The sequence below is a fragment of the Spirochaetota bacterium genome (assembly GCA_004297825.1).
Taxonomy (GTDB): Bacteria; Spirochaetota; UBA4802; order UBA4802; family UBA5368; genus FW300-bin19.
Genome location: SCSX01000036.1, coordinates 1 through 18,473 on the forward strand (window position 1 = coordinate 1; position 18,473 = coordinate 18,473).

Here is an 18,473-nt window from a genome sequence, read left to right on the forward strand (position 1 = left end):
AAATATATTGAGGATCAAGGCAAGGAGCCCACAGATACCGACTTTAAAACTGATGATGATCTTTAGTCGGCTTTAGCCGAACACGAAGCCACCGCCTTCAGGCGGTGTGTGGTTCACTTCATTACGGATTAGTTGAGGGAGACGGGAAAAACGGACAAAAAATTTACCGCGTGATCGCCGCTATTCGACCCCGGTATTCCGCACCGATGCCTTTGGAATGGAACGGTATCCTCCCGGAACCATCAGCCGTATCGTCTCTCCGCGGCCGATGATGGCGCCGCGTACCGTCTCCCCTGAATAGAGATATACTACATCGATGCGACCGTACTTCGCCCTGATCTCGTCCAGGGTGCCGGGAATCGATTCAGCCTTGGGCTTGTTCAGGGTCGCGTCGATCTCGGCATCGTTTTTTTGCACCAGCGCAGCCAGGTCTTCAAATTCCTTTTGCGGCGCATCCATGGGATCCTTCATGAAGGGGATGCGGAGCACGCGCTCGATCTCGAGTCGTTCGGTCCGGGTGATGGGGCGTTTCACCAGCTCGTCGCCCCCATCGGCGGCGGCATCCGCGTTTATGAGCTGCCCGGTTCCGTTCTTGTCGTGCTTCACCGACACGGTCCCCTCGGCCACGGCGACGATATCAGGTGCGCCTGCGGTGACGCTGAATGCGGTGCCGCGCACGGAGGCGGTCACCGTCTGGGCTTTGACCGTGAAGGAGCGGTCCTTCACGAGGCCCTGAAGCCTGGCCAGCACCGTTCCGGAACGAAGGGACAGCGCGAGGTCGGGGTCGCTCAGCAGGGATTCTACGGACAACTCGCTTCGCGGCTGCAGGCGCACCATGATGGTATCGCCTATCTGAACTATCGCCGCTGCATCTTCACCGGTTTTGATTCGGTCTCCTTTTTCCAGGAAGTCCCGCGTTTTCAGGGGCGCCGTCGTTCCATCCGCGCCGCTGCGCGTTACCTCGCCCAAGGCGAAGATGACCACGCCGCTATCCGGGTGCGAGGGAGCGATGAGCGGTCGCGATACGGTTAACAGCCCCGCGAAGAGGACGCAGAACACCATGGCCACCATGGCGGATGCGGCGATCCTTCCCTGCCGGAAGGTGGGGGCTAATCCCATGCCGCGTATCGCCCGGTACAGGGGCAGGGCCGCGCGGACACCCATAGAGAGCTCCCCGCTCTGCTGTAAAATGTGCCTGAGGGTTTTGCGTTTGTCGCGCACCATGCGGGCGCGTACATCTGCCGGCACCGGCCGGCGCAGGCGGTACTTTTCCAAAAGTTGGAGGAATAACCCGGAGCCGTTCATAGCAGGTCCTCCAGGTTGGTGATTCCCCGCGCGCGGAAATGTTCCGTAAGGCGACGTACTGCCAGTCCAAAGCGGTACTTGGCCTGTCGCTCGGACATGCCCAGTTGCGCGCCCGCCTCGCGGTAGGTGAAGTCATAGCTCGCCACGAGTTCGAAGAGGACGCGATCGTTTTCGTCAATGAAGTTGGCTTCGCTTTCCAGGGCTTCCTTTATCATGAGCCTGGTGTCCCGGAAACCGTTTACAAAGACCACTCCCAGGTCGTCCATTTCCCCCTCGGTGAGGTCCGGCTTTTTTTTCTTCATCATGTCGAATACCACGTTTCTCAACGTGCCATAAAGCCAGGTGCGCGGCTCCCGGACCTCACTTGACTTGCCGTGAAACCGGATGAATACCTCCTGGGCGGCGTCCATGGCGTCATCCGCGTTGCCCAGCTTGGCATAGGCGGTGCTGTAAATGAGCCCATAGTACCGCTCGTAGACGTCGACGAAGAGGTCTCTCCCTTCAGCGATGCCGGGCATGGCCTTCTCCAGATAAGTAGATTGAGGGGGTTTTTAGGGACAATATTTTTTTCCTGATTGCGCTTTTTGGCGGCGCATTGTTACAACATACAACGTTCTCGATTTATCAGGGCGTAAGAAAAAATCAATCATTAAAATATTCTTTGTCCCTTTAATTATTCTTGTTCAACTTATGGTAGTCGGGTTCACTATTTCACAGGGCCCTGATTATTTCATGCATTGAAGAGGTGTTGCCATGAAGAGAAGTATATGCGCACTGTCGGGAATTCTTGCCCTTACACTTGCGATATCGTGCGCGAGGGAAGGAGCGGTTACCCCTGTAGTAGTGCTCGCCGTGGGAGACGTCCAGGTGAAAGCCTTGGAGGGAGAGTATACTCCGGCTAAAGTATCGCGAGTAATTGTGAAAGGGGACGTAATAAAAACGGGGCCGCTGTCGCACGTTACCATCCAGATGGGCGAACGCGGGATCGTGCAGGTCCTGCCGAACAGCAGCATTGAGGCGGTCACACTTTTTGAATCCGGGGAAAGCGAGCTGAACCTTTTCCACGGCACGGTGCTTTCAAGGATCGACAAGCTTGGCAAATCGGAGGATTTCCGGGTGAAGACCCCCACCGCCATCGCCGCGGTGCGCGGAACGATCTTCAGCGTCTCGTATGATCGCGGGACGGGAACCGTAGGCGTGTCCAGGGGTAGGGTAGAGGTGACCGAAACCGTCTCCGGGAAGGCCGGGGAGGTGACACAGGGGAAAGCCGTTGATGTAAAAGCCGGAATCACGGCGCGCGGCCTCACAAAAACGGAATCACTCGTGTTGAGCAAGGCCGAGGCGGTAAACTATATCGAGGGGATTCGGACAATGGCGCCGGGAGCGCTGGAGGAGAAGGGCAAATCATTCCTGCCTGCGCTCGAGAAGATAGACGAGGAAATCAAGGATCCTCCCCCCGCGACCATGGAGGAGATAAAGGCAAAATACGGTCGCATAGACGTGGTGACCCTTTACTCCGGGAAGGTATACCGGGGCGCCATCATAAGCCGCGGCGCCATTCTTAGAATACGCACGACCGAGGGGACGGTGGAGGTGCCGAACGAGAAGGTGAAGAGCACGGTAACGCAGTGACGGGTTGATTGAGACGATAGCCAAGATCAATTACAGAATTTTTAAATATACGGGGATCCTGTACTTGAGACGACGCGGAGGATTCTAGGTGTACGCGTCCTTTCGGTGGCGCACATGCATCACCGTGACGACACGGGCATCATCGTCGATCTGATATATGACGCGATAGTCCCCGATACGAATTCGGTACGAAGATATGGTGTCCACCAGCTTACGGGAACCCTGTGGACGCGGATCGCCGCCTAGCAGTTCAATTTATTCGAGAATACGGCGGTAGTGTTGACGGTCGATGTGCTTGAAGTCCTTCTCGACCGCAGAAGAGACTATAATCTCGTACATGTAACTATTTAATACGCTTTTTCAATTCTGCAAGCGAAATGGTGCCGGCGTCCCGACGCTCCGCGATCACTGCGAGGTCGTGGATGTCTTCCAGAAGCTCATGGTATTCATCGATGGGTAGAATCACTGCGCTCTTTTCGCCATTCTTGTCGATGATATATTGTTCATGGCGTGTCTGCATATAGTTTCCTTTCCTGTATTGTAATAATATACTCACTGATCCTCTTCCGCATCAACTCTTTTTCTACTTCAGCCCTCCTACCTCCAGGGATGACAGCGATGCGCCTCTACAAGGAAATCCACGACGAGGAACTGAGCCGCCTTAAAGGGATGGTAGATTGACACTCGTCGATCACTTGGTCCACCACGACTCAACCTGTTCCCTTAACGACCTGAAAAGCGCTTTCGCTTTTTCCAACAGGTAAAACCCTTCATCCTGTTTCCCGTCCACCGATCGAGGCTCGATAACGGGAATTTCCCGCACGGTGTTTTTCGACGGGCACGCCGGGCAGTCTTCGGTAAATTGAATTTCCTTCCCATGATACTCGACCGGGTAGCGCAGGTCTCCCGTGTACCTGCCAATCATTCCCTGGTATTCACTCTGCGGGTAGAAATACGCGATTTTCGAAAAATAATACCGTGAGGTCTCCTGCGCGCCGATAAGGCCGAATCCCTGCGCGATCCGCCAGAGGAGCATGTCTGCATCGGGCGCGGTGACGGTCATGGACAGGGCGGCCTGGAGCATCTTGAGCCCCTCACGGGCCGTGTAGTAATAGGAGGCGAGCCGCGTCCCCTCACGCACCAGCGCATCGTGCTCTCCCGGCTGGACGGCGACGTGGAACGGCAGCGAGACGATCATGGCGCGCCGGCCCCATGTGTTTGCGAACTCCAGGCGGATGCGGTGCGCGCCGGGATAAAGCCTTCTCCCGTAGTCCAGGGAATACCTTCCCGGCTTCATGCGCGAGGCCGTGACGGGGATGTTGTCCAGGGTGACACGGATCGTCGAGTCGTCGATATCGACGCCCGGGGCGCCGGGGTCCAGGAGGAGCATTATCGCGGGCTCGCGGTCTTTGAGCAGATTTTTCAGATAGCCGGTATTCTCCACGCGGCAGTTTATCTGCGCCCGGGCGGACGGTACGCCGCGCCGGAAGTATTCGGACACGGCATTGAAGTACGCCCCCGCCTCGTGCTCCCGGTACTGCGCGTCGCGCAGGTGGATCGCGTGGCGCTCGTCGGAGAAAAATCCCGCTTCGCCGATAATACCCGGACACAGGTCGTGCGTCTCCCTGAGCATCATGGACCCCGTTTCGGGAAAGACCGAAAAGTCGCTGAGCACGCTTCCCCGCGCGTCCATGATGCGATGAAACTCACCCAGGAGCAGGTTTGCAAAATCGAATGACGCGGGGCTCACCCCCGGGCTTCCCCAGACGAGCACGCACGGGTAATTGACGCCGTCCATGCGTCGCATGGTCCCGTTGTGATGAACGCTAAGGAAAAGGTCCGGGGAAAATTCCCGCGCCATCCGGACGCGCTCGATGAGCGGAACGTCGAGGTCCTTTTCCCTCGCGAGCGCGACGACCGCGCCGGCGCCTCTGAGCATGGACGCGAGGTGGAGCGAGACCGCGAGGTTGACCTCTTCCTCGGTGAGGCCGCCCGGCCCGCTGCGGAAGCTGTCCGCCGCGGCCGTTCCCCCGTGCCCGGGATCGATGAATATTTTCTTGCCCTTGAGCCAGGTGTGGGAGCCCACGGTTATGTTCCCCTGGTATTTTTTTTCGCACGCGGCGAAGACGAGCACACACGCGCACGCGATCAGTAGTTTACGCGACCTTAATGGGACCATGGGCCCTCCCTTCCACGAATTGCCTGAGGCGTTCGTCGCCGCTCGCCATGAGCTCCGCCGGCGCGCCGTCGAACACGATGACCCCGTCCAGGAGCATCGCGACACGGTCCGCCACGCGCGATACAGATTTCATGTCGTGGGTCACGACGACCGAGGTGATACCCAGGTCGTCGCGCATCTTCCGGATGAGCCGGTCCACCGAGCCCGCGGTGATGGGGTCCACGCCGGTGGTGGGCTCGTCGTAGAGCATGATCTCCGGCTTCATCGCGATCGAGCGGGCGAGTCCCACGCGCTTTTGAGTCCCCCCGGAGATTTCCGAAGGCATTTTGTCCTCGATGCCGCGCAGTCCCACCATGCCCAGGAGCTCCGGCACGCGGCGCGCGATCTCTTCCTCGGGCACGTGTTTCCTGCGAAGCCCGAAGGCGATGTTGTCATAAATGGACAGGGAATCAAAGAGGGCCGCGCCCTGGAAGAGTATGCCGTAGCGCGACTGGAGGGCGATGCGCGTCATCTCGTCGGAACCGGTGAACGGGACTCCCTCGACGAAAATATCCCCGGAGTCGGGCCGAATGATGCCGACAAGGTGCTTCAGGATGACCGATTTCCCCGAGCCGCTCTTCCCGATTACACAGAGGATCTCCCCCTCGTACACCGAAAGGTTCACGCCCGCGAGCACGGTCTTCCCCGCGAATCCCTTGTGCAGATCGACGATCCTGATTTTTTCCTTCATGATTGGGCGCATGCCCCGAATCCGGGCAGGCACAATGATACCGCGGAAGAGATTGAAATCAACCCAAAAACAGGCCGGCTATTCGGTGTCCCGGAAAAAGTCGAACACCGCGGGGAGCTCCGAGTCCCAGTACGCGAAATCGTGCGCCGCGCCTGCATCAAGATGCAGTACCGTGCGCAAGAGGGGATAGTGCGCGCGCAGCGCGTTGTAGAAAATTTCGGTCTGCGCGTACGGGCACACCGCGTCCTTTTTCCCGTGGCCAAGATAGAGCGGCATGCGCCACTCCGCGATCGAGGTGAGCGGGTTATCAACAGCCTTCCAGCGCGCGCCGTTCTGCGCGAACGCGCCGTACTGCTCGGTGTAGAGCGGTTCGCTGGGGAGGAGGGTCTGGTCGCAGTCGCCCGAGAGCGACGCCCCGGCGCGGAAGAGCCCGAGATTCTGGAGGCTCACGAGCAGCACGCCCCTGCCGCCTGTCGAATAGCCCAGGAGAAAATTTTTCCCGCCGGGCTTCAGGATGCCTCGTTCCTGGAGCGCCGGGATGAGCGCGTCGCGCACCCATGCGCCGCCGGGAACGGGCGCCCATTTCAGCACGGTCTCGGGGAAGTAGCGCGACTCATAGTTGGTCTTGCCCATTTCCGGGAATACGAGCCGGAAACCGCGTTCCCGGGCGAGCGCGAGTATCCGCGTTTCGTGCTGCCATCGCGCGCGCGGGTGGTTCCACCCCGGCAGAACGAGCACGTCCCCCAAAAGCGCGCCTGCATGTTCGGGCGTGTACACGTCCACGGAAACGCCCGTGCCCGAGTCCACCGCTACCGTGAACGAGATCATGGCGCCTGTCTCCGGCGGGGCGCATCGGACCGCGCCGCAGGGCAGCGCGGGGAGCAGGATGCACAGCATGAATATTTGACGCGCCAGGCGCGGGCGTGGATACATCGTTGATTTCCTCCTGTCGATTCCCGGTGTGATGGCATGGCATTCGGCATGGCATTATTTTCAGAAGAGGCGCGGGGGGCCGATACGCGTTATCGGCCCCCCATGAATCCCTGCAAAATGATACAAGCGGCATTGTGGAATTCAATCGTTTTATGCAGTACGATGCGTAAGATCGTGAGAACGATCAAGGGCATGCCGGTTTCAGCCGCCGACAAAAACGCGTTGGGAGGGGGCGCCCGCCGTCGCTAAAACGCGCTCAGGATCCAGCCCCCGCCCAGCACGTCGCCCTCCGCCGAATAAAATACCGCGGCCTGCCCGGGCGAGATGCCCGTATGCGGTTCGATGAACACTGCCCTTATTCCCTCGGGCGTCTCCGTAAGGCGTGCGGGAAAGGGCTTCTGGGTGGAGCGCGTCTTGACGAAGGCATCGATTCCGTCCAGGGATTCTAGCTTCATATGCGAGACGTCCCCGGCGACCAGGCCGATCCGGTTCAGTTCCTCCCGGGGACCCGCGATGACGATGTTGCGCGCGCTGTCGATGCCGGTCACGTAGAGGGGCTCGGGTGAGGATATTCCCAGCCCGCGCCGCTGCCCGATCGTATAGCGATGGATGCCGCGGTGAGTTCCGATTTTCTTTCCGGCGGAATCGACGATGTCGCCGGGAGGGGGGACGATTCCGGTGCGCCGTTCTATGTAGCGCGGGTAATCGTTGTCCAGCACGAAGCATATCTCCTGGCTCTCCGGCTTGTCGGCGACGCAGAGATTGTGTCGGAGCGCGATCGCGCGGATGTCGGCCTTGCGAAGCTCCCCCAGGGGGAACAGCACGTCCTTGAGTATTTCCTGGGACAGTGAAAACAGGAAGTAGGACTGGTCCTTTGCAGGGTCCGCGCCGGCCGAGACGAAGGCGCGGCCTTCCGGGCTCATCCCGGTGCGCGCGTAATGGCCGGTCGCGAGCTTCTCGCAGCCTATTGAGCGCGCAAACTCCAGGAGGCTCTTGAACTTGATGCGCGCGTTGCAGTGGATGCAGGGGCTCGGGGTCCGGCCGCGAAGGTACTCGGTGCAGAAGGGATCGATCACCTCGCGCGAGAAATCCTCCTCGACGTCGAGCACCGTGTGGGGGAAGCCCAGGCGGTGCGCGACCTCCTTCGCGTCCCGGATGCTTTCCGGCGAACAGCACACGTCGAAGCGGGGCTCGCACCCGTCCATGTCGGCGCAGAGCAATATCTTGGCGGTGATGCCGTAGACATCGTGACCCGCTTCCCTGAGCAATGCCGCCGCTGCCGAGGAATCCACGCCGCCGCTCATGGCAACCGCGATACGCATATCCTGGTTAATCCCCCCTGTACTGCCTGTAGGAATTATCGCACGCCGGATTTAGGCAATCAAAATTAATGACGGGGCTTTATATTGTTGCCAAAATTCTGCATTCTTGTTATCAATCGAAAGACCGGTAACGCGCCATGGAACAACGGGTCGAAACGCTGCGCTCGGAAAGGCTCCGGCTGGAAATGATGACCGTGGACGACGCGCTCGTGAAGGGGGATTTTTTAACGTGATCGAAACCAGGGAAGTGACGGACGAACAGCTCGCGGCGCAGATAAAGGAGCTCGCGCGCGAAAAAAACGCGATCATACTCGCGCACAATTACCAGCGCGACGAGGTGCAGGCGATCGCCCATCACACCGGCGATTCGCTGGAGCTCGCGCGGATCGCCGCCTCCAACAACGCAAATATCATCGTCTTCTGCGGGGTGCACTTCATGGCGGAATCGGCGTCAATGCTCGCGCCCATGAAGAAGGTGCTCCTCCCCGACCCGGACGCCGGCTGCCCCATGGCGGACATGGCCGAACCGGCCGACCTCGCGGCGATGCGCGCGGAGCGCCCGGACGCGACGGTCGTCACCTACATCAATTCGAGCGCCGCGGTGAAGGCCCTGTCGGACGTGTGCTGCACCTCGGCGAACGCGCAGCTGATCGTGGACCGCGTCGAGGGGGATAAAATCATCTTCGTGCCGGACAAGAACCTGGGGAGCTGGGTGCAGCGCTTCACGAAAAAGGAGATCATCCCGTGGAAGGGCTTCTGTCCCACGCACGAGAAATTTTCGGCCGAAGACCTCGCCGCGGTGAAACGGGAGCATCCCGGGGCTCTCGTGATGGTGCATCCCGAGTGCAGGCCGGAGGTGGCGGATATGGCCGACCAGGTGCTTTCCACCGGCGGCATGGTGAAATTCGTACAGACGGTGCACGGGAAAAAGATAATCGTGGGGACCGAGACAGGAATGCTCTATAAGCTCAAATCCGTCGCGCCCGACAACGAGTACATCCTGGCGGGGAAATCGTTTATCTGCCCCAATATGAAAAAGATCACGCTTCCCAAGATTTTACGCGCCCTGGAGACCGAGACGCCGGTAATCACCGTGCCGGCGTATATAGCCGAAAAAGCGGTGCGCTGCCTGGAGCGGATGCTGGAACTGTCGCGCTAGGGGCGGCTATAGATCGCCCAGGATGGGGAACACCTCGTGAAGCTTGGTCATTTTTAATAGCGCCACTATGCTGGGCGCGGCGTTGGTGATGGATATGGTGGTATTCTTTTTTTCCAGTTCCTTGTGTATACTCATTAAAACGCTCAGCGCGAAGCTGTTCACGTAGGTGACGTTCTTGAAATTCAGGACGACCTTTTTGTATTTCGGGTCATGCCCGGAGATCACCATGTCCTTGAGCTGCATGACGTTTTCACTCGTAATGTCATCGAGTATTTCGAAAACCTGGTAATCCTTAACAACCCTTGATTTTATTTCCATTGGCCGGTTCCTTTTTCGACGGGAATATCCTTAGTTTTCAAATGTGTACGTAATCGCGGATAAATGCAAGAAATTTCCTCCGCGGAACGGCGCGCGCGTCTACTCGATGAACTGCAGCAGGTAGGTGAGGAAGTAGTCGGAGATGAGCACCGCCATCGATGATTTGACTACTGCCTGTATGGTGGATTTCCCCACGCCCTCGGCGCCGCCGGACGTGTTGAATCCCTGGTAACAGGCGATAATGGCTATCTCGACGCCGAAAAATACGCTTTTGAATATGCCGGTGAGAAAATCCAGCGCGCTCAGGTTCTGCAAAATGTTTTCGATGTACTTGTCGAGCGTGATCCCCAGGCCGAAATAGGCGACAACCCCTCCCCCGAGGACCCCCACGATATCCGTGAGCACGGTGAGCATGGGCGTCATCACCAGGCACGCCAGGAACCGCGGAACCGAGAGGTACTGCACCGGATTGGCCGAAAGGGTGACCAGGGCGTCGATCTGTTCGGTCACCTTCATCGTGCCGATTTCCGCCGCGATGGCCGAACCCACCCGGCCGGCAAGCAGGAGCGCGGTGATCACGGGGCACAGCTCCCTGAACATGGAAATGGCGACCGCGCTTCCGATGAATATCGAAGAGCCGGTGAGGATTTTGTCCATGGCTTTTCCGATCTGGAGCGCCATCACCATCCCGGTGAAAAAAAGCGTTACCGTGGTGACCGATATCGAATTGTAGCCGATCTCCACCATCTGGGTGATCGCGTTTTTCGCGTCGAATGGGGGGCGAAAGGTCCACTTCACGGTGTCCGTGAAAAAAAGAAGGTACCCTCCCAGGCCTTCCAGGAACCGGATGACCCTGCCATGTTCGGATCGCGCCGTCATGCGCCCGCGGTCGCCTCTTCGAATGCGTGCACCCTGTCCAGGTTCCCGAAACGCGTGTACTGTTCCCAGAACTTGAGCTCGACGGTGCCCGTGGGGCCGTTGCGCTGCTTGGAAATGATTACCTCGGCGATGCCTTTTTTCTCGCTGTCTTTCTTCACCTTTTCTTCGCGATAGATGAACATGACCACGTCGGCGTCCTGCTCGATCGCGCCCGATTCGCGCAGATCCGAAAGCTGGGGGCGCTGGTCGGTGCGCGACTCGACCTGCCGCGAGAGCTGGGAGAGCGCCACGACCGGGACATCCAGCTCGCGCGCGATCTGCTTCAGGGAACGCGAGATCTCGGCGATCTGGAGGTGCCGGTCGACCCTCGATGTGCTCGAAATGAGCTGAAGGTAGTCAACGAATATCGCCCCAAGCTTCTCCTTTTGCGCCATTCTTCTCGCCTTCGCGCGAAGCTCGAATATGTTGATGGCCGGGGTGTCGTCGATAAACAGGGGCGTCTTCTCGAGACGGTTCGCGCTCGCGTAAAGCCGCTTGAGCTCGTCGTGGGTGATGCCGCCGGTGCGGACCTTCTGGGAATCGATCATCGCGTCCACGCACAGGAGCCGGAGACCCAGCTGGGACGCGGGCATTTCGATCGAGAAAAAGAGCACCGGCTGCTTCTCCTTCGAGACGATGTTGAGCGCCATGTTGAGCGCGAGCGCCGTCTTTCCCATGGAGGGGCGCGCGGCGATGATTAAGAGCTCGGAGCCGTGGAAGCCGGTGAGCATTTCGTCGATGCCCGTGAGACCAGTAGCCATCCCGGTCACGGTCTTCTTGGTCTCGTACATCCTCCCGATAGTTTGGATGCTCTCCGCGAGTATGTCCGATATGAACTTGAAGTCGGACGTGATGCGTTTCTCGGTAACATGAAAGATGTCCCGTTCGACCTCGTCCATAAGCTCGTACGTATCACGCGCGGGATCGTAGCATTTCTGAACCACGTCCTGCGAGACCTCGATGAGCCTTCGCCTGAGGCTCATCTCCTTGATGCGCTTGGCATAGTACTCGGCATTCGCGGACGTGGCCGAGGTGCGGTAGAGATCCACCAGCGCGCCGTCGCCCCCCACCTTTTCAAGCTGGCCCTGGTCCTGGAGCCGCTGCTTGACGGTGATCAGGTCGATGGGCAGGTTTTTGCGCTCGAGGTCGTGAATCGCCTTGAATATGATGCGGTGCGCATCAAGATAAAAATCCTCCGGCTGGAGGATTTCTATTACCTTGATGAGCGCGTCCTTGCTGAGGAGCACCGAGGAAAGGCACGATGCCTCGGCCTCCGCGTCCTGCGGGGGCAGGTATTCGACGGGCATCGCCTACTCCTTCATGACCGAAACCTTGATCTTGGCGATCATGCCCTCTTCAAGCTTGATGGACACTTCGTAATCGCCGGTCTTCCTGATCGGCTCCTCGAGAAGGATCTTTCTCTTGTCGACGACATGCCCCAGCTCCTTGAGCTTCCTGGCGATGTCCATGGTGGTGACGGATCCGAAAAGCTTTTCCTCTTCGCCCACCTGCGCGCCGATCTTGATCTCGAGGGCGGTAAGCGCCTCGACGAGCTTCTCGCTCTGCTTCTTGCGCTTGTCCTTCTTTATCTTGATGAGCTTTTTCTGGTGCTCGATCGCTTTCTGGCTGGAATCGTTGGCGAGGATCACCATTTTCTTGGGAAGCAGGAAGTTGCGGGCGTAACCCTCGGACACGTCCTTGATGTCGCCGGCTTCGCCCAGGCTGGGAATATCTTTCTGAAGAATGACTTTCATGGCTGGTACCCCTGTTAATTTTTGCTCTTTGCTTCAAGCTTTCTAAAATCGGCCCAGAAATCCAGGGCCCCGATACTCAGTAATACGATGGAAAAGAACATTATGAACTCCGCGCCCAGGATCACCACCACGATCAGCGCAAGCGGCAATACGAAAGGCGGAACGTTCCTGGCGCCCATGACGAACTTGGCGATACCCACGGCCTGCAGCAGGTACAGCGACGACAGGCAAAGCGCCAGATTGAGCCCGGCGATATGTGGTACCTGGTACGACTCCCTATTGAGAAGGAGCACCGCAAGCCAGCTTCCGATAAGTCCGAATATGAGATAGTCATGCAGGCGGAAAAGCTCCAACCCCGGGGACTCTTCGAGAGCAGCTGCCCCCGTGCGCCGCAGGAGCGCCCGCGCGAGAAAGTATCCTATTAAGGCCGTGGAAAGCGCATTCAGAAAATACGCGAACGGCATCACGTCCTTTAACAGATCGAGCGAGGCGTCAAGCTTCGCGAGCGATTCTTCACGCTCGCGTTCATCCATCTGGGCCTGGGAGAAAAACTCCACGGCCCGCTGCCTGGTATCCTGAAGGAGGTCAACGCCCCCGTTCACCTTCTGGTAATAATAATTCCCTGTAAGCGCGCACCCTATGACCACGGAGGTCAGGATGGCGAAAAACTGCAGGGACTTCATGTTCCTGAAACTGTATCCCGCGACCACCCCGGTGAAGGAGGGCGCGAAAACCATTATCGCGTACTCCGCGCTCCCGCCGCCGTTCGAGGCATATGCCGCGAAAGCGATACCCACGGTCACCGGGACAATTGCCGACAGGGATTTCCAGCCAAATCGGAAAAAAACGGAAGCCGTGCCGGCGATGAACGCGAGACCGATGAGCGAGGAGAAGAGAAGTACCGCCACCGCCGTTATTGAACTATGAAGGGCAGAAGCGCCACGATTCGCGCCCTCTTGATCGCCTCCGAAAGCGCGCGCTGATGCTTGGCACACGTACCGGTAATGCGCCGGGGAAGAATCTTCCCGCGGTCGGTAATAAACCTTTCGAGGGTTTCAACAACCTTGTAGTCGATGACCAGGCTCTTGTTCTGGCAGAAACGGCATCCCTTTTTCTTAAACCTGGGGACCCGGGGGGCCTGGTAATCGCTCCCGCCTTCCGCCGGGGCTGCCGACGTAGAGCCTTCACGATGTTCACGGCCGTGGTGCCTTTCCGGTGCCGGTGCAGCCGCCGGTGCGGCAGCAGGCGCCGTGGGTGTCTCGGTCGCGGGCGCTGCCACGTCGGTACTGTCGGTACTGGTTGAAGCTTCCTGTTTTATTTCATCAGACATGTGCGTGCTCCTGTAATCTCAAAATTTCAAAATGGTATATCGTCGTCGGAGAATGAGCCTCCGCCGCCGCCCTGCATCGCGCCGAAGTCCTGCGGCGGTTCGTGGTGATCGGCGCTTTCGCCCTGTCCCGGTTTTGCGGACAGGAACTGAAAGTTCTCGATGACGACCTCTACCGCGGACCTTTTATTGCCGTCCTTGTCGTCCCACGAGCGCTGCTGAAGCCTTCCTTCCACCGCGATGCGCTGCCCTTTCTTGCAGTACTGCGCGATGAGCTCGCCGGGTTTGGCCCAGGCGACGCAATTGAAATAGGAGACCATCTCCTTTTTCTCGCCGCCCTGGGTATAGCTCCGGTTGTTCGCAATGCTGAAATTGGTCACGGAGGAGCCTCCCTGCGTGTATTTCAGCTCCGGATCCTTCACGAACCGGCCTATGAGTATGACTTTATTGATGTCGCTGGCCATAGATTTCCCCCGTACGCGGGTTAGGCGACCTTTTTCTTCTTAACCTTGACGAAGAGGTAGCGCAGGATGTCCCCGTTGAGGCGGTATTCCGTGATGACCTTCTGCACCGCGTCCGGCGGGGCCTGGATGTTCCAATTCAGGTAACAGCCGTCCTTTTCCCCGTCGATCATGTAGGCGAGCCTCCTGGTTCCCCAGTGATCCTCGGAGTTAAACGTCACCCCGTACTTCTGGAGAATTGATCTCGCTTTTTCCTTGTTCGATTCGAGTGAGTCGTTGATGCGCAGGATAACAATTAATTCATAATTCGTCACGTCTACTTCCTCCCTTTGGAATTTTTGCCGCACTGCTGAGGGGCGTGCGGCAGAAAGGATTTTCACTATCACCGACATGGGTTCAAATTATCAACAAATATTTATATAATTAATAAAAATTAGCGAATGTTCAGGTTTCAGGGTTAAATTACGCTCGTCTTCATATTAGTTATTTGACAAAAACACGGAGTTATTTAAAGTCTGCGACTGTTCGCCGGGATCCCGATACAATGAAAACGATAACAAGCACACGAAATCTCAAGATCGAATCGGCACTTCGCGTTTATAAGCGCGGGTTCGGCTATGCCAAGGTAACCGTAATCGACGTTAACGAGTACTTCCTGGCGATGCAGGTTCCGGAGGATCTCTATGAGCACGCGGCCGACGGTGATACCCTGGACGGGTATCTCTGGCGGGAGGATATCGCGTCGTACGAGTTTAAACTGCAGGTGAAGGGAAAAATTCTCGTCAAGGCGCCCATACTCCTGTGCGCCCATGCGGACACCGTATCGGCGACCAAAGAGCGAAAGTGCCTGACCGCGAAGGTCTCACTGCCCGTCAAGTACTACCCGATAAGCGTCAACCACGCGGAAAAGAGCTTTTACACCGAAGAGATCGTGATGCACGACGGAACGATCACCGAAATATCGGACAGGGATGCCGTCCTCTCATGTTCCGGCGAGCTTCCCGTGGGGCATCTCCTGAACGCCCACCTGCCTATCGGCACCCCATCGGGCCTGGAAATCACCGCGCGCGTGATTTCGCGGAACGGGGAAGGCCGGGAGGCCGAATGCAGGATTGAATACATGGGGATTCACGAAAAGGTCCGGGGGGCGATTCTCGATTATGTATTCACCGTGTACCGGGAGTAGAGGCTGCGGCGTCACTCCACGACGATTGCCCCGTCTTCAAGCACCACGTCAAAGATGTACGAATCCCGAAGCGAATTGAGCGGCGTATAGATGATGAACTGTCCCTTGAATTCGAAAATGTCGTTCTTGTGGAGCATCTTGAGGTATTCATCCCGGTCGGTGAATACAAGATACGTGATTGAAACGGGGCCGGAGCCCTGGCCCGCCAGGGTAAGCCGGTATTTTCTTTTGTAGCGGCTCACGGTTTCGACCGCAACGACGCTTCCCTTTCCCGAAATAATGCGGTTCAGGCGCGCGTCCAGGAAATAATCACGCTTGATCGGCTGGGTTTCCTGGAGGCCGGCATAGAATTCTTTTCCGAGTATGGGCGCGGCGATCTCGCCCGAGGAAGGGTGCAGGGAAGCGGCGCCCGACAGCGCACACCAGAGTGCGAACGCGGATGCAAACCTCCCAGGCATGGCGCGGCTCACTCCGCCTCGGACGCGAAGCCGATGGTATAGGTGCGGGAGTCGCGGGAAATTTCGAGGCGCGCGATGCGTGATTTGTTTTTCCTGAACACGTCGAGGAATTCCCCGCGGGATCGCACGGGCTCGCCGTTAAGGGAAATGATGATATCCCCGCGGACAAGGCCGTACTGGTATCCTGCGCCCATGGGGGACAGGTACGATATTACTACGGAGCCCGGACGCGCGTCCTCGTCGATCTCGATCCCATACAGGGAAAAAAGGCTCCGGGAATCCAGGGGAGACGCCGCGGGCTCCGATTTTTCGCGCATAAGGAGCTGATACTCAAACAGGCGGCCGTCGCGGGATATGGCAACCCTGAGCTTCGTTCCCACGGGATAATTCCCTACGACGGAAACGAGCTCGCCCAGCGTGGAAATCCGCTTGCCGTCGATCTCCTTGATTATGTCACCCCTCTGAATCCCCGCGGTCTGCGCGGGCGAGTCCTTGATGACCGAAATCACTTCGATCAGGGTCTTCTCCCCTTTCGCGAGGATCTTTTTTTCCCGGATTAGAAATCCCAGCCAGCCCCTGCGGATCTTTCCGAAGCGCATGAGCTCGTAGGAAATCATTTTCACGGTATTGGAGGGGATGGCGAAGCTGATCCCCTGGTAGCCGCCGGTCACGGTCCGGATTGCCGTATTGATGCCGACGAGCTCCCCGGAAAGATTGACGAGGGGACCGCCCGAGTTCCCGGGGTTTATCGGGACGTCCGTCTGGATGAAATCCTCGATATCGGCGAATCCGATATCGGTGCGTCCCTTGGACGATACTATGCCGCTTGATATCGACTGGGACAGGCCGTACGGGTTGCCAATGGCCAGGACCCATTCCCCCTCTTCAAGTCGGGACGAATCGCCGAAGCTGACGGGCTGGAACTTCGCATGCGGCAACGGCCCGATTTTCATGAGGGCGATGTCGGTCTTCTGGTCGGCGATATAGTACGCACCGTCGGAAAAGGGTTCGGCCTCGCATTCGGTGCCGTCGTGCATGATCACCTGGTAAAAATCGCCCTTCCGGGCCACGTGGCAGTTCGTCACCATGAAGCCGTCCTCGGTGATTATCGTACCCGAGCCGTACCCGGTTTTCGCGTAGACGCGCTCCCCGTCTTTCGTGCTCGTCTGGTAAATAACGATATTCACCACGGAGGGCTTCACGCGCTTGGCGGTATCGATGAATGCACGGTTCAGCTCCGGCGTTCCGCCCGCGGCGGCGAACGGAAAAACGGCCGCCGCAAGGCACATGCACATTGTCAGGTAGCGATAGTGTTTCATTAATTGGATGCGCGCCGATTTACGGCGCGACGATGTCGAAATAGCTTGAGTATTTAGAGATTGAATATTTTTTCAGGTCAATACTTTTTCCTCTGGGCATCACGCCCTCCTGCGGCCGGGGCGTTAACCCGGCGAACAGCGAGTATATTCCCACGGCGATGCCTTCGGCCAGTACATCGACCTTTTCGGTGAAGAGCATGCGGTAGTGCGGGCTCAGCAGGTAGCCCAGCTCGATGTAGGCGCTTATGGCGTTCACCGAGAGGGGAAGCTGCCAGACAGAATAGAAGGGCCTTCCCGGTTTTTGATCGGGATGTTCGATCTTTCCCGCACGGAGGGCATACATCATGTACCGGATGATTTCAGCCGAGGCGAAATGGTTGTCGCCGCCGTGTCCCTCCTCCCCGTCGTCCCGGCGATAATCCTCGAAGCGGGACTGCTCCCGTTCCCAGAATTTTCCCTCGGGAACGAACTTCTCCAGGGTGTCCGCATAGCGCGTATTTGCGGGGTGTTTCTTTGCCGTCTCGACCCAGCCCTCATCGTCCGCATAGGCCCAGGTTACCATGTTGTAACGGTATCCCCGGAAAGCCTCCTTATTGACCGATTTATCGGCCTTGAGAGGAAAGCATGTGTAGTAAAGCGAGGTGTCGCTCAGGAACCATTCGTATCCAGTACGGCCCGCGCTTTCGACGAGCCAGTCCTTGTATTTGCTGTTCACGAAAAACTTGTTCGATTTCTGCTCCCCCTTGAGCACGGCAAGCCCCTGGCGAAGGAATGAAGGGGGAGGAACTATAACCGGATTCATTCCCATATAGAATTGGCCGCCGTACCTGTCCGTGTGCAGCGAAACCACGAGGTGGGGCTTGAATTGGTTAATCCGTGAGATGCGACCGGGCCTGGTGGAGCCGTCGGGTGCCGGGTAGTCGAACTCCCGGAAGGCGGCGTTCGGGTCGGGCAGTTTTCTAAGTTCATCCCGGTTGCGCGAATCGGGCCGGCTCATGCCCGTTTCTATTATAATACGGGGAGTTTCGGCGTCGGTGTAGCGAGCCAGGATTGCGCGGAACGATGAAAAGTCTCCATGCGGGCCGCACAGGGCGAGCAGGTCTCGGACCTTTTCCGCCACCGCATATACTATTGCGTGCTCTTCCAGGTTTCCCTCGGCGGCGCCTTCCCGGTAGTGCTCCAGGTACTCCCCGCTCAGGCGGTCGTATCGGTCACCGTGGGTGTCGGTTTCGCTCAGGCGGAAGCCTCCATGTCCCGGATCGAGCATGACCCGGTAAACGGGAATCCCGAAGTTGCCAAGCCGGGACAGGGCGATACCGATTACGATTGCCGTGTACGCGACGGCTGCGACGACGAAAATTCTCTTTTTCATGGCGGCATGCATTCCTGGGCGGGCCTTTGTGCGTCTGCGTGATAGAAAAAGGGGGAATTTCTTCCCCCTTTTCATGCGTTACAATTTCCTTTGAGCGGCG

General features: G+C 58.0%; 22 protein-coding genes. 3 read left to right on the plus strand and 19 right to left on the minus strand.

Annotated elements, in window-relative coordinates; translation table 11 throughout:
* Positions 1-180 precede the first annotated feature (180 nt).
* Both EPN93_06915 and EPN93_06920 read right to left on the minus strand, forming a co-directional pair.
* A complete protein-coding gene (locus tag EPN93_06915; protein TAL36553.1) occupies positions 181-1,305 on the minus strand; it encodes a hypothetical protein in 1,125 nt (374 codons plus the stop codon).
* The gene (locus tag EPN93_06920; protein ID TAL36554.1) at positions 1,302-1,823 is read right to left on the minus strand and encodes a sigma-70 family RNA polymerase sigma factor; all 522 of its coding nucleotides are present in this window, start codon (positions 1,821-1,823) and stop codon (positions 1,302-1,304) included. Before EPN93_06920 ends, EPN93_06915 begins: the two co-directional genes overlap by 4 nt.
* A 235-nt stretch (positions 1,824-2,058) precedes the next feature.
* On the opposite strand from EPN93_06920, the gene EPN93_06925 reads away from it, so the two are divergent.
* Positions 2,059-2,937, plus strand: coding sequence for a hypothetical protein (locus tag EPN93_06925; GenBank protein TAL36555.1), 879 nt, complete (start codon positions 2,059-2,061; stop codon positions 2,935-2,937).
* Between the two features lie 84 nt (positions 2,938-3,021).
* Here EPN93_06925 and EPN93_06930 read toward each other — a convergent pair whose 3' ends face one another.
* The 6 genes from EPN93_06930 to mnmA all read right to left on the minus strand — a co-directional run bounded on the left by EPN93_06930 (position 3,022) and on the right by mnmA (position 8,101).
* Positions 3,022-3,192: a type II toxin-antitoxin system RelE/ParE family toxin gene (locus tag EPN93_06930; GenBank protein ID TAL36803.1), complete on the minus strand. Its 171-nt coding sequence runs from the start codon at positions 3,190-3,192 to the stop codon at positions 3,022-3,024.
* An 88-nt stretch (positions 3,193-3,280) separates the two neighbouring features.
* Positions 3,281-3,457: a type II toxin-antitoxin system Phd/YefM family antitoxin gene (locus tag EPN93_06935; protein TAL36556.1), complete on the minus strand. Its 177-nt coding sequence runs from the start codon at positions 3,455-3,457 to the stop codon at positions 3,281-3,283.
* A 171-nt stretch (positions 3,458-3,628) separates the two neighbouring features.
* The gene (locus EPN93_06940) at positions 3,629-5,116 is read right to left on the minus strand and encodes an N-acetylmuramoyl-L-alanine amidase (GenBank protein ID TAL36557.1); all 1,488 of its coding nucleotides are present in this window, start codon (positions 5,114-5,116) and stop codon (positions 3,629-3,631) included.
* Entirely contained in the window at positions 5,094-5,846 is a 753-nt protein-coding gene (locus EPN93_06945) for an ATP-binding cassette domain-containing protein (GenBank protein ID TAL36558.1), read from the minus strand. The genes EPN93_06940 and EPN93_06945 overlap by 23 nt, the downstream gene beginning before the upstream one ends.
* A 78-nt stretch (positions 5,847-5,924) precedes the next feature.
* Positions 5,925-6,779, minus strand: a complete 855-nt coding sequence (locus tag EPN93_06950) for an alpha/beta hydrolase (protein TAL36559.1) — start codon at positions 6,777-6,779, stop codon at positions 5,925-5,927.
* A gap of 245 nt (positions 6,780-7,024) precedes the next feature.
* Positions 7,025-8,101: a tRNA 2-thiouridine(34) synthase MnmA gene (mnmA, locus tag EPN93_06955; protein TAL36560.1), complete on the minus strand. Its 1,077-nt coding sequence runs from the start codon at positions 8,099-8,101 to the stop codon at positions 7,025-7,027.
* A 247-nt stretch (positions 8,102-8,348) separates the two neighbouring features.
* On the opposite strand from mnmA, the gene nadA reads away from it, so the two are divergent.
* The gene (nadA, locus tag EPN93_06960; GenBank protein TAL36804.1) at positions 8,349-9,260 is read left to right on the plus strand and encodes a quinolinate synthase NadA; all 912 of its coding nucleotides are present in this window, start codon (positions 8,349-8,351) and stop codon (positions 9,258-9,260) included.
* A 6-nt stretch (positions 9,261-9,266) separates the two neighbouring features.
* Here the strand turns inward: nadA and EPN93_06965 are convergent, their stop codons facing one another.
* The 8 genes from EPN93_06965 to rpsF form a co-directional block, all read right to left on the minus strand.
* Complete coding sequence (locus EPN93_06965) at positions 9,267-9,578, minus strand: anti-sigma factor antagonist (protein ID TAL36561.1); 312 nt, start codon at positions 9,576-9,578, stop codon at positions 9,267-9,269.
* A 99-nt stretch (positions 9,579-9,677) separates the two neighbouring features.
* Positions 9,678-10,457, minus strand: a complete 780-nt coding sequence (locus EPN93_06970; GenBank protein ID TAL36562.1) for an ABC transporter permease — start codon at positions 10,455-10,457, stop codon at positions 9,678-9,680.
* A complete protein-coding gene (gene dnaB / locus EPN93_06975) occupies positions 10,454-11,803 on the minus strand; it encodes a replicative DNA helicase (GenBank protein ID TAL36563.1) in 1,350 nt (449 codons plus the stop codon). The genes EPN93_06970 and dnaB overlap by 4 nt, the downstream gene beginning before the upstream one ends.
* A gap of 3 nt (positions 11,804-11,806) precedes the next feature.
* The gene (locus EPN93_06980; protein ID TAL36564.1) at positions 11,807-12,250 is read right to left on the minus strand and encodes a 50S ribosomal protein L9; all 444 of its coding nucleotides are present in this window, start codon (positions 12,248-12,250) and stop codon (positions 11,807-11,809) included.
* A gap of 14 nt (positions 12,251-12,264) precedes the next feature.
* Complete coding sequence (locus EPN93_06985) at positions 12,265-13,158, minus strand: DUF2232 domain-containing protein (GenBank protein TAL36565.1); 894 nt, start codon at positions 13,156-13,158, stop codon at positions 12,265-12,267.
* Between the two features lie 5 nt (positions 13,159-13,163).
* Complete coding sequence (rpsR, locus tag EPN93_06990) at positions 13,164-13,580, minus strand: 30S ribosomal protein S18 (GenBank protein TAL36566.1); 417 nt, start codon at positions 13,578-13,580, stop codon at positions 13,164-13,166.
* A gap of 26 nt (positions 13,581-13,606) precedes the next feature.
* On the minus strand, positions 13,607-14,041 hold the full coding sequence (locus EPN93_06995; GenBank protein ID TAL36567.1) for a single-stranded DNA-binding protein: 435 nt from the start codon (positions 14,039-14,041) through the stop codon (positions 13,607-13,609).
* A 20-nt stretch (positions 14,042-14,061) separates the two neighbouring features.
* Complete coding sequence (gene rpsF, locus EPN93_07000) at positions 14,062-14,430, minus strand: 30S ribosomal protein S6 (GenBank protein TAL36568.1); 369 nt, start codon at positions 14,428-14,430, stop codon at positions 14,062-14,064.
* A gap of 152 nt (positions 14,431-14,582) precedes the next feature.
* On the opposite strand from rpsF, the gene EPN93_07005 reads away from it, so the two are divergent.
* Complete coding sequence (locus tag EPN93_07005) at positions 14,583-15,224, plus strand: hypothetical protein (protein TAL36569.1); 642 nt, start codon at positions 14,583-14,585, stop codon at positions 15,222-15,224.
* Between the two features lie 11 nt (positions 15,225-15,235).
* On the opposite strand, the gene EPN93_07010 is transcribed toward EPN93_07005, so the two are convergent.
* Genes EPN93_07010 through EPN93_07020 form a run of 3 tightly spaced genes read right to left on the minus strand, consistent with a single transcriptional unit; the run spans position 15,236 to position 18,448 of the window.
* On the minus strand, positions 15,236-15,682 hold the full coding sequence (locus EPN93_07010) for a hypothetical protein (GenBank protein TAL36570.1): 447 nt from the start codon (positions 15,680-15,682) through the stop codon (positions 15,236-15,238).
* An 8-nt stretch (positions 15,683-15,690) separates the two neighbouring features.
* Entirely contained in the window at positions 15,691-17,001 is a 1,311-nt protein-coding gene (locus EPN93_07015) for a PDZ domain-containing protein (GenBank protein TAL36571.1), read from the minus strand.
* A 19-nt stretch (positions 17,002-17,020) separates the two neighbouring features.
* Positions 17,021-18,448 (minus strand): hypothetical protein, encoded by a 1,428-nt coding sequence (locus tag EPN93_07020; GenBank protein ID TAL36572.1) that lies wholly within the window; start codon positions 18,446-18,448, stop codon positions 17,021-17,023.
* Positions 18,449-18,473: the final 25 nt, after the last annotated feature.

What these genes read in the sequence shown, in the direction of transcription:
- EPN93_06915 (TAL36553.1), bottom strand. Translation starts at nt 1,305, where the DNA reads ATGAACGGCTCCGGGTTATTCCTCCAACTTTTGGAAAAGTACCGCCTG.
- EPN93_06920 (TAL36554.1), bottom strand. Translation starts at nt 1,823, where the DNA reads ATGCCCGGCATCGCTGAAGGGAGAGACCTCTTCGTCGACGTCTACGAG.
- EPN93_06925 (TAL36555.1), top strand. Translation starts at nt 2,059, where the DNA reads ATGAAGAGAAGTATATGCGCACTGTCGGGAATTCTTGCCCTTACACTT.
- EPN93_06935 (TAL36556.1), bottom strand. Translation starts at nt 3,457, where the DNA reads ATGCAGACACGCCATGAACAATATATCATCGACAAGAATGGCGAAAAG.
- EPN93_06940 (TAL36557.1), bottom strand. Translation starts at nt 5,116, where the DNA reads ATGGTCCCATTAAGGTCGCGTAAACTACTGATCGCGTGCGCGTGTGTG.
- EPN93_06945 (TAL36558.1), bottom strand. Translation starts at nt 5,846, where the DNA reads ATGAAGGAAAAAATCAGGATCGTCGATCTGCACAAGGGATTCGCGGGG.
- EPN93_06950 (TAL36559.1), bottom strand. Translation starts at nt 6,779, where the DNA reads ATGTATCCACGCCCGCGCCTGGCGCGTCAAATATTCATGCTGTGCATC.
- mnmA (TAL36560.1), bottom strand. Translation starts at nt 8,101, where the DNA reads ATGCGTATCGCGGTTGCCATGAGCGGCGGCGTGGATTCCTCGGCAGCG.
- EPN93_06965 (TAL36561.1), bottom strand. Translation starts at nt 9,578, where the DNA reads ATGGAAATAAAATCAAGGGTTGTTAAGGATTACCAGGTTTTCGAAATA.
- EPN93_06970 (TAL36562.1), bottom strand. Translation starts at nt 10,457, where the DNA reads ATGACGGCGCGATCCGAACATGGCAGGGTCATCCGGTTCCTGGAAGGC.
- dnaB (TAL36563.1), bottom strand. Translation starts at nt 11,803, where the DNA reads ATGCCCGTCGAATACCTGCCCCCGCAGGACGCGGAGGCCGAGGCATCG.
- EPN93_06980 (TAL36564.1), bottom strand. Translation starts at nt 12,250, where the DNA reads ATGAAAGTCATTCTTCAGAAAGATATTCCCAGCCTGGGCGAAGCCGGC.
- rpsR (TAL36566.1), bottom strand. Translation starts at nt 13,580, where the DNA reads ATGTCTGATGAAATAAAACAGGAAGCTTCAACCAGTACCGACAGTACC.
- EPN93_06995 (TAL36567.1), bottom strand. Translation starts at nt 14,041, where the DNA reads ATGGCCAGCGACATCAATAAAGTCATACTCATAGGCCGGTTCGTGAAG.
- rpsF (TAL36568.1), bottom strand. Translation starts at nt 14,430, where the DNA reads ATGTCGGTGATAGTGAAAATCCTTTCTGCCGCACGCCCCTCAGCAGTG.
- EPN93_07005 (TAL36569.1), top strand. Translation starts at nt 14,583, where the DNA reads ATGAAAACGATAACAAGCACACGAAATCTCAAGATCGAATCGGCACTT.
- EPN93_07010 (TAL36570.1), bottom strand. Translation starts at nt 15,682, where the DNA reads ATGCCTGGGAGGTTTGCATCCGCGTTCGCACTCTGGTGTGCGCTGTCG.
- EPN93_07015 (TAL36571.1), bottom strand. Translation starts at nt 17,001, where the DNA reads ATGAAACACTATCGCTACCTGACAATGTGCATGTGCCTTGCGGCGGCC.
- EPN93_07020 (TAL36572.1), bottom strand. Translation starts at nt 18,448, where the DNA reads ATGAAAAGGGGGAAGAAATTCCCCCTTTTTCTATCACGCAGACGCACA.